General features: G+C 44.5%; 7 protein-coding genes. 3 read left to right on the forward strand and 4 right to left on the reverse strand.

All coding sequences use genetic code 11. The features are described from left to right. The first annotated feature begins 78 nt into the window (after window positions 1-78). The gene (locus C7Y66_RS19525) at window positions 79-1,107 is read left to right on the forward strand and encodes a hemolysin family protein (RefSeq protein ID WP_106546857.1); all 1,029 of its coding nucleotides are present in this window, start codon (window positions 79-81) and stop codon (window positions 1,105-1,107) included. Between the two features lie 85 nt (window positions 1,108-1,192). Here C7Y66_RS19525 and C7Y66_RS19530 read toward each other — a convergent pair whose 3' ends face one another. Further along, complete coding sequence (locus C7Y66_RS19530) at window positions 1,193-2,689, reverse strand: aldehyde dehydrogenase family protein (protein ID WP_106546858.1); 1,497 nt, start codon at window positions 2,687-2,689, stop codon at window positions 1,193-1,195. Between the two features lie 721 nt (window positions 2,690-3,410). Here C7Y66_RS19530 and C7Y66_RS19535 point away from each other — a divergent pair. After that, entirely contained in the window at window positions 3,411-4,715 is a 1,305-nt protein-coding gene (locus tag C7Y66_RS19535; RefSeq protein ID WP_106546859.1) for an efflux RND transporter periplasmic adaptor subunit, read from the forward strand. Window positions 4,716-4,719: 4 nt separating this feature from the next. Here C7Y66_RS19535 and C7Y66_RS19540 read toward each other — a convergent pair whose 3' ends face one another. Continuing rightward, the gene (locus C7Y66_RS19540) at window positions 4,720-6,912 is read right to left on the reverse strand and encodes a pentapeptide repeat-containing protein (protein WP_106546860.1); all 2,193 of its coding nucleotides are present in this window, start codon (window positions 6,910-6,912) and stop codon (window positions 4,720-4,722) included. Window positions 6,913-6,963: 51 nt separating this feature from the next. Further along, window positions 6,964-7,317 (reverse strand): hypothetical protein, encoded by a 354-nt coding sequence (locus C7Y66_RS19545; RefSeq protein WP_106546861.1) that lies wholly within the window; start codon window positions 7,315-7,317, stop codon window positions 6,964-6,966. A 498-nt stretch (window positions 7,318-7,815) separates the two neighbouring features. Between C7Y66_RS19545 and C7Y66_RS19550 the strand changes: the two genes are divergently transcribed. After that, the gene (locus C7Y66_RS19550) at window positions 7,816-8,271 is read left to right on the forward strand and encodes a hypothetical protein (protein WP_106546862.1); all 456 of its coding nucleotides are present in this window, start codon (window positions 7,816-7,818) and stop codon (window positions 8,269-8,271) included. A gap of 109 nt (window positions 8,272-8,380) precedes the next feature. Here C7Y66_RS19550 and C7Y66_RS19555 read toward each other — a convergent pair whose 3' ends face one another. Beyond that, the gene (locus C7Y66_RS19555) at window positions 8,381-8,749 is read right to left on the reverse strand and encodes a hypothetical protein (RefSeq protein ID WP_015156069.1); all 369 of its coding nucleotides are present in this window, start codon (window positions 8,747-8,749) and stop codon (window positions 8,381-8,383) included. Between the last annotated feature and the right edge of the window lie 50 nt (window positions 8,750-8,799).

The following is an 8,799-nucleotide window of genomic DNA, read 5'->3' on the forward strand; positions in this document are numbered from 1 at the left end:
AAAGATACACCATAAGCCCGATACCTCTACGATGACTTCTAAATTAATAATGATGAATTCTGAGTTTTCAATTCTGCCATGCTTGCCTTAGTTGCTGCCGTACTGATCGTCATTTCTGGTTCTGCCCTCTGTTCTAGCGTAGAAGCCGCTTTATTTTCTGTCTCTACGCTTAAAGCCAGACAGCTAGCACAGTCAAAAAATCCTGCCGCAGTCGCACTACTAGCAATTCGCGATCGCATGAATCGCCCGATCGCGACAATCGTGGTTCTAAATAATATTTTCAATATTGTCGGTAGTATTGCGATCGCCCGCATTGCCGAGACGGTTTTAGGTAACACTTTATTGGGGGTTTTTTCTGGACTTTTGACTTTTCTCATCATCATCTTTGGTGAAATCATTCCCAAAACTTTAGGCGAACGATATGCTCAAAGATTAGCGCTCCTTGCTGCTCTACCTGTGACTGCACTGACTTTTGTTTTCACTCCCTTAGTTTGGATCATGGAAAAAGTCACGGCTCCTTTTACCCGCAAAGAAAAACTGCCGACGACAAATGAATCTGAAATTATGCTGCTAGCAAAGATTGGCTATCAAGAGGGAATTATTGAAGATGATGAAGCCGAAATGATTCAGAGAGTGTTTATGCTAAACGACCTCACGGCTGCCGATTTAATGACTCCTAGAACAGCTTTAACTTACTTACGAGGTGATTTGACTCTAGCTGCAAGCAGAGTGGACATAATTAATTCTCAGCACACGCGAATTATTGTTATAGAAGATTCATTAGATCGAGTTATTGGAGTTACTTTAAAAGACGAACTTCTAACAGCAATGGTAGAAGGAAAGCGCGAGCGTAAAATTGCTGAATTCACCCGTAAAGTTCGATTTGTGCCAGAAACGATTCATGCCGATCGCTTGTTGAGAGCATTTCAAAAAAGCCGCAATCACCTGGTCGTCGTCGTCGATGAATATGGCACGGTTTCCGGTGTTGTCACTCTCGAAGACGTATTAGAAATCCTTACAGGCGAAATTGTCGATGAAACAGATAGAATCATCGATTTGCAAGCAGCAGCACGCAACAGATTAGCCAGAATGTTAAAAATACAGTAGGTTCGGGTTTGCTAAGATTATTCAATCGCTAAAAGTTTGACAATCATATCTATTTTTAACTTTTGACTTTTGACTTTTGACTTGCTTAATCGCGATTATCAATTTGGGCGCGTTGCAAACTCCCAGAATAATCTACATAAACAGTTTTCCACTCTGTAAACACATCTAAAGCCGCAGTTCCCACCTCCCGATGCCCGTTTCCTGTCTGTTTCATACCACCAAAAGGCAAATGGACTTCTGCCCCAATTGTAGGACCGTTAATATAAGTAATTCCAGCTTCAATATCGCGCATTGCCTGAAACGCTAGATTGACATCGCGGGTATAAACCGAAGAAGATAAACCGTATGGGGTGTTGTTGAGAATTGCGATCGCCTCTTCAAAAGAATCGACTTCTATTAGCCCCACCACAGGACCAAAAATTTCTTCTTTCGCTACGCGCATCTCTGGCGTGACTCGATCTAATACTGTCGGTTGAAAGAAAAAGCCATGTGCGAGATTTTCCGTATTAGCTGTCTCCCCACCAGTTAATACTTTTGTCCCCTCAGCACGGGCAATTTCTAAATAATGATTCACTCTTTGTAATTGGGCAGAATTAATCAGCGGTCCCACTTCAGTTTGCGGAGCTGTACCAAGACCTAATCGTAATTGATGAACTCTTTCTAACAACAAGTTAGTAAACTCTTCCTTAATATCGCGGTGGAGGATCAGCCGACTCGTAGCAGTACAACGCTGTCCGCTAGTGCCAAAAGCGCCCCAAACAGCCCCATCTAAAGCCAGTTGCAAATCGGCATCTGCCATCACGATTTGAGCATTCTTACCTCCCATTTCCAAGCAGGAACGCTTGTGAGTGCGTCCGCAAACAGAACCCACTTCAGCCCCCGTTTCCGAAGATCCGGTAAACGACACCAAATTTACGTCAGGATGTTCGACTAACGCCCGTCCTGTCTCTTCTCCCAAACCATGCACGATATTAACAACGCCATTTGGTAAGCCTGCTTTGTGAAATAACTGGCTGAGATAATGAACGCAAGTTGGAGTATCTTCCGCTGGCTTGAGAATGACTGTATTACCGCAAATCAAAGCGGGAAAAGCTTTCCAGCAAGGAATAGCCACAGGAAAATTCCAGGGAGTGATGAGGGCGCAAACTCCTACAGGTATCCGCATTGTCATCGCGAACTTATTGGGCATTTCTGAAGGGGTAGTTTGCCCAAACATCCTTCGTCCTTCTCCTGCCATGTAGAGGGCGCAATCAATGCCTTCTTGCACGTCTCCTCGGGCTTCTGTCAGGGGTTTACCCATTTCCCTGCTAATGAGTTGAGCAAGTTTCTCTTTGTGTTGGAGCAATAATTCTCCAACACGATAAATTATTTCGGCTCGGGCGGGAGCAGGTACGAGTCGCCAAGATTTAAAGGCTTTACGGGCAGCTGCTACGGCTGTATCGACATCAGCAGCGCTGGAACGGGGAAAAGTTGCTACTACGTCACGCCAGTCAGAGGGATTGCGGCTTTCTAGAGTTTCACCTGATGCGGCAACCCATTGACCGTTGATGTAATTCTGGCACTCTAGCAGGGGGGCGGTCATGAGGCAAGACCTCCAACAATTTCTGTAATTCTATGGTAGTTGGTAGTTGGTAGTTAGTAGTTGGTAGTTGACCGCTCACCCTCGCCATGCAGCATAAGTTGTTTGTGGAGCGAATGAGAGCGTCGATATCAGTAAAAATACGATTATTTTGTTGATGGTGTTTATTAAAATGACAAGTTTCTATAGTCTTGAATCAAGTGAGTGTGAATTTACACTGTGATTTTAAATACCTATGCCATACTGATTTTAGTTCCGCTAAGTTATAGATCCGAAATTCTACGTAGTTCTCTGGTATAGCAGTTTTAAATGATTTGTAAAGCAGGCTTCTAGCCTGCCGTTCATGAATCAAATAGGATTGCTATAGTTAGTTAAGTTTACACAAATTGATTTACAACTTCACTAAAACTGTGCCATAAAAGATTCCCTCACCTCCCCTTTTTAAGGGGGGCTAAGAATGGTCTGGCTTTCACATTTTGAAAGAGAGTGTAGGGTGGGCAATGCCCACTCACAATAAAACTTGCCATAGAAGATCCCCCCAACCCCCCTTAAAAAGGGGAGCTAAGAATGGTCTAGCTTTCACATTTTGAAAGAGAGTGTAGAGTGGGCATTGCCCACTCACAATAAAACTTGCTTATCTATATTAAAACTATGTAATAAATCAGTTTTTATTGCAGTCAAATATTAGAGATAAATAATTAACATTACAGGTTATCGTCAGACAATGCTTTTATTTGGAAAAAACCCTTTAAATCAATACCAACAAAATTCCAGTCAGAATGATAGCGATCGCCTCATTTTTAACTGGTTTAAAGATATCGGCTTGCGGGAATCATTATTACTATCAATTTACGCATTTGGCTTAACTACAGTCATTTATCTTACTTGCCAAAATAACCAACCTTCATTCGCATCATCAAGTGTTATCAAACAAAATATTCCGGTGGAAAATTTAGAGTTTACTGGTACAGTTTATCCAGCCAAAAAAATGAAGGTTTCTGCTAGTACAGCAGCAATTGTAAAAGAAGTCTATATCGATATTGGCGATCGCATTCAGCCTAATCAACCAATATTAAAATTGGAAAGTCTAGCAAATAGACAGAAGCTCGATCGGTTACGACAGGAGCGATTTGACGCTAATCTAGAAATTGAAAAAGCTCGGCAACAGCGGGAGGATGTGATTCAGGAAATAGCGCAGTTCCATCAGCAAGCATCGCTTATCAAGCGTAAAATCAGTACGATTGGAAAGCTATTTGACGCGGAAATACATCTGAGTAAGACTGAATTAGATTTACAATTATGGCAACAACAGCAAGATGTTGTCCAAAAAGCTAAAGGCATATACCTAAGAGCAGCAATGCAGCACGATCGCCTCAAAAAATTAGCTAGTCAGGGTGCAGTATCCTCAAGTGAAATAGAGCGATCGCAAGCTAAGTTAGCTACCGCTAAAACAAATTTAGTTAAAGCAGAAACAGGCGCAATCCTACAAGAAATTGAGCAACAACAACGCCGACAGTGGCAACTTCGCAAACAACTAACGCTACTCGAACACCAACAACAACTTGCTGCGATCGAAGGACAGATACAACTTGCTCGTTCGCAGTCTCGTCAAGCAACTCAGAGGCTAAATCTGCTTCACCAGCAGCGCTCTTTGTTACCGAAAGAATCAGATCTCACAGGATCGTTTCCAGTCACGGCTAAAGCAGCAGGCGTTGTTGTCAATTTACCCGTAGTTGTAGGCGATCGCATATCCGCAGGTAAAAGTTTAGTAGAATTAGCGCAATTAAAATCTTTAAAAGTACGAGTTTCTGTTAGTACTAGTTTAATTAATACATTACGTTTAGGACAAAGAGCAGTCGTACAACTAGGCAAAGCAGCTTCAGCCCAAAAGATTGACGCAACAGTCGTGACAATTAATCCGATTCCAGAGCAAGATCGGACTCATATAGTCGAGGTACAATTTCAAAACCCGCAGGAAGCTTTATTAGTCGGTCAAACTGCAAAAGTTCGCTTTGTTGCAGAAGAATAGAGCGCTAAGGACAACGTGGATGATATCCTCCATAAACGCAAATATAAGCAATCTGCTGAGCATCTAAATTTCTCACCTGGCTAAAATTAACGCCTTGCACTAATGCTGCTTGAGTATACTCTGGTGGCGAGGCAAGAAAGCGATCGCCTGATGCCGGAGGTTGAGGACTAAACAGGATCGTCCTCTGGAAGTCAGCTCCTGCTAAATTTGCTCCGCGCAAATCTGCCATTCGCAAATCTGCCTGACGCAGGTTGATATTTTGCATTTGGGCATGACTTAAATTACTGCTACTGAGACGCGCTAGGCTCAAGTCAGCATGACTGAGATTGGAGTTACTCAGATCCGCACTCGATAAATCTGCCCCCTGCCAATTCGATTTGGTCAAATTAGCTGACTGCAAGCGCGTGCCTAAAGCGCTGACGCGGCTCAAACGAGCGGCGTGTAAATTAACATCAGACAAATTTGCCGTACTTAAGTTTGCTCCTGTCAAGCTAGCATCTACGAGAGTTGCTGCTTGTAAATTAGCCCCTACGAGTTGGGCGCTACTGAGATTAGCATGACCGAGACTAGCAGCAGATAAATTGGCTTGGTTGAGATTTGCCTGCATCAGCTCGATCCGTTCCATCGGTACGCGGCTGAGATTAGCTTTAGTTAGGTTAGCGCCCTTCATCTGGGCATGGTTCAAATTGGCGATCGCGTCGTCAAAAGTATCCCAGTGCCGATCTGCCCCAGCGTCACGCCACTGGCTGGCTGGTAAAGTAGCACGGTTCAGATTAGCGCCTTTGAATACTACGCCAGCAAAATTGACTCGTTCTAGCTCTAGAGTAAAAGCCCGATCTTGACTGGTGCTAGGAGCGAGATTAACGCGGCTCAAATCCATGCCCTGTAACCTACCACCATAAACTGCCAGAATTTTAGCGATCGCCTGTTGAGTGGCTTGCAATTGTTGCGTCCGTTTAGCTAATTCGGTAGGGCTACTACTATAACGTCCGGCAGCTATTTCATTTGCGATCGATTGATTCAAGCGCTGTAAGTATGGCAAAGCAGCGGAACCAGAACTAACCAAAGCTTGCTGTACTGTGCCGATAATCTCGTGGCGTTGCTCTTGTCCGAGCAGATCGACAAGTAACTGAAGTACCTGCGGATCGCCAATCGTACCCAAAGCTAAAATTGCCCTTTGGCGATCGCTCAGGGTAGTGCCACGAGCATCTAGGTGTTGAATTAGAGTGAGAAACTGCGTGCTTTTATTCTCTGCTAACTGCCGCTGGTATTTTTGCGCTTGAATGTAGATTTGAATTCCAATCAAGGTTCCTAATACTGCCACCATGCAGGATAAAAAAGCTAAAAATAGTAACACATTAGGATGTTGGCGCATCAACTGCCACCAACTACGCCGCACTTTTGGTTTAGTGGTGACAGATTTACCAACTGATGGCTGAGGCTGTAACCGAGGCGAAGGACTACTATAAAGCCCCCTACTCCCCGCTCCCTGCTCCCTACTCCCTATTAACTGTTTCGCTCTAGTCCCAGGCAAAATAGTCATAGCGCGATTGGCATCTACCACGTAAGTGCCTGCAATTAAATCGTGCCAACAGCGACGCTGACGGTGAAAACGGGCAGTCATGCCTTCACCTAGTACGAAGAAACAAGACAAGCCGAAAAATATGCCCAAATGAGGAAAAGCCGTCGCCCGCCACATAATATAGGCTACGGAGAGTGGTAAGCCCCACATTCCCAAAGCTTCTCGGATCGCGATCCGCGATAGACCTGGAACCGTGCCAGCAGCAGAAACAACCCGTACCCCCAACCAGCGCTTGGGTAGAGTACTGCCTGTTTTTCCCAGCAAATACAGCTGCCATCCCCCTACTAACAAAGGAGTGACGACAGCGACAGACCAAAATATATTCGTCAGGGGTGTGACGAGACGGCGATCGCTCGGTTCGGCGGATATAGTTAGGGTACTGGCGATCGCTTTTTGAGTGAGGGCGACCACTGGATTTGGGGTAACTTGCTCCCCCGATGGCTCTAATTTTGCCTGTTCTCCCAAGCTATAAGGTATCAGTCCGCTGAGTGCAACGAGCGATACTTCTACTGCCCACGCCGCAAAGCGTCTAGTTGCTAATGGTAGCGGTTTGCTTTTCGCCTGCACCGAACGACGAGCGCGATTGGCATTTCTCCTCACACTTGAATTCGCCATCTTAATAGTTCCCCTTATCTTTGTTTTCACTCCTCGATCGCGGGCATCAAGCTATCGGTTATTTGTTTCAGCTCGACTGACAAAAAACCGATATCCCACATACAACACCAATGCCAGCACTCCTAAGCTGATGACAGCTGCTACTAGGTTTAGCACCGCTCTGAGAATTGCAATTCCAAACACAGCTCCAACACTTATGACTATAAGCTTGCTGACACGCGATAGATTACTAAACCAATTAAAAAACTGTCCCAAAGGCGATGGCTCGCTAGCAGCGATTTTTGTCTCTTGTACTATCTGTGGCGTTGCAGGCTGCGATCGTGTCACCTCCGCAGATGCAGAATTTGCTTCTCTTTCTAGTTGTTCTAAACGTTGTTGCAAATCTTGTTCTGATTGAGGATTCATATGCTTTTACCAAAAAGTAAGAGAGTGGCGAGCAGTCACGAGTCACAAGTCACAAGTCACAAGTCGGAAGCATCTAGCCACTAGCCACCAGCCACCAGTCACTCGTCACTGCTCACTGTTATTAGGGCGATTGTAGCTAATGCAAAGCACAACTACACACCGACTTGGATAGGAAAACTTGACAAACAACTAATATATGTTCGTTATGAATGGTTTTCCGCCCAAAAAATGGAGAAATTACGCAAGTTTTTGAGAAAAGTCAATTGTTATAATTAGACTCAATAGTGGTCTAACGATCGCTGTAAATTAATTGCAAATTACAGCTAAAACTCTATCAAAAGAAGCAGATTTAACAGCGGAGGTTATGAAGTAGTAAGAGATTCACCCTTGCGATAGTTGCAGTAAATTCAAGTATTTGATTCTTGAAAAGCAAATAAATGTCCTGCATTTCAGGTGGTTTAAACCTAGTAATTGAAAGTCCGTAAGTGGATAAATAAAATGACAAAGCAAGCTACTATGTACAAGTTAATAAAGTGGACTATCCTACCTTCCGTTTTAATTATGAGTTGTGCGATCGCAGCTACAACTTTCGCTCAGGAAGCAGTGGTAAAAGTTCCCCCCCAATTAGAAGCAGACCCCTTAGTTGTTAAAGGTAGATCTGGAGGAGAAAAAAACAGCGATTGCGGTAACATCAGTACGACTCCCAGTCAGGTGCTACAAGTACCAGAACCTTTACCATATCTCAAGCTACAAGTACAGAGCGAAGGAGAACCTACACTACTGATTGAAGGACCAGGAAAACGACGTTTTTGCGTACTGGCGGATACAGCAGCCGGAGAAGCTCCCGAAATCTCAGGTTACTGGGAAGCAGGAAAATACTCCCTATACGTTGGCGATCGCACTCAAGGACAATATCCCTATACCCTTTCAATCTCTCAGAAAAAAGGTGAATAGATTTGTCATTCGTCATTTGTCATTGGTTAACACTGCACTCACGATCAATGACAACTGATAACTTTGTACAGACGTTACATGTAACGTCTCTACACTGACAACTGAATTATCACTCTTCCGAGCTAGCTGCGACTTCCACGGCTTGCACGTCAATCGTCCCTGGAGGTGTTAAGCGACTCAACTTGCCTTGCTCTACTTTCAAGAGTTCGCCACAACTGGGACACTGAAGTTGGGTACGATTGAGTGCTGCTAGTTCGTAGCTACACACCGGACATTCAGACTGAACGAGGTTGCGTTGCAGCCACCAGCGAAACCAGACGAATGCGATCGCGGGAGCCAACAACAGCAGTCCCATTAAAATTAGAAATGAGTTGACCAACCAGCCAAGACCTACCGCACCCAATAACCAGATGAAGAGGAATAGGGTGAGCCAACCGGAGAGGCGGGAAAAACTAAGTTGAAAAGACTTGAGGCTCATGTTCTTTCTATTAAGCTGCTCTGCCTCTAGGATAGCTAGGGGTCGGGAGT

Source organism: Chroococcidiopsis sp. CCALA 051, from assembly GCF_003015105.1.
GTDB lineage: Bacteria > Cyanobacteriota > Cyanobacteriia > Cyanobacteriales > Chroococcidiopsidaceae > Chroococcidiopsis > Chroococcidiopsis thermalis.

What these genes read in the sequence shown, in the direction of transcription:
- C7Y66_RS19525 (WP_106546857.1), top strand. Translation starts at nt 79, where the DNA reads ATGCTTGCCTTAGTTGCTGCCGTACTGATCGTCATTTCTGGTTCTGCC.
- C7Y66_RS19530 (WP_106546858.1), bottom strand. Translation starts at nt 2,689, where the DNA reads ATGACCGCCCCCCTGCTAGAGTGCCAGAATTACATCAACGGTCAATGG.
- C7Y66_RS19535 (WP_106546859.1), top strand. Translation starts at nt 3,411, where the DNA reads ATGCTTTTATTTGGAAAAAACCCTTTAAATCAATACCAACAAAATTCC.
- C7Y66_RS19540 (WP_106546860.1), bottom strand. Translation starts at nt 6,912, where the DNA reads ATGGCGAATTCAAGTGTGAGGAGAAATGCCAATCGCGCTCGTCGTTCG.
- C7Y66_RS19545 (WP_106546861.1), bottom strand. Translation starts at nt 7,317, where the DNA reads ATGAATCCTCAATCAGAACAAGATTTGCAACAACGTTTAGAACAACTA.
- C7Y66_RS19550 (WP_106546862.1), top strand. Translation starts at nt 7,816, where the DNA reads ATGACAAAGCAAGCTACTATGTACAAGTTAATAAAGTGGACTATCCTA.
- C7Y66_RS19555 (WP_015156069.1), bottom strand. Translation starts at nt 8,749, where the DNA reads ATGAGCCTCAAGTCTTTTCAACTTAGTTTTTCCCGCCTCTCCGGTTGG.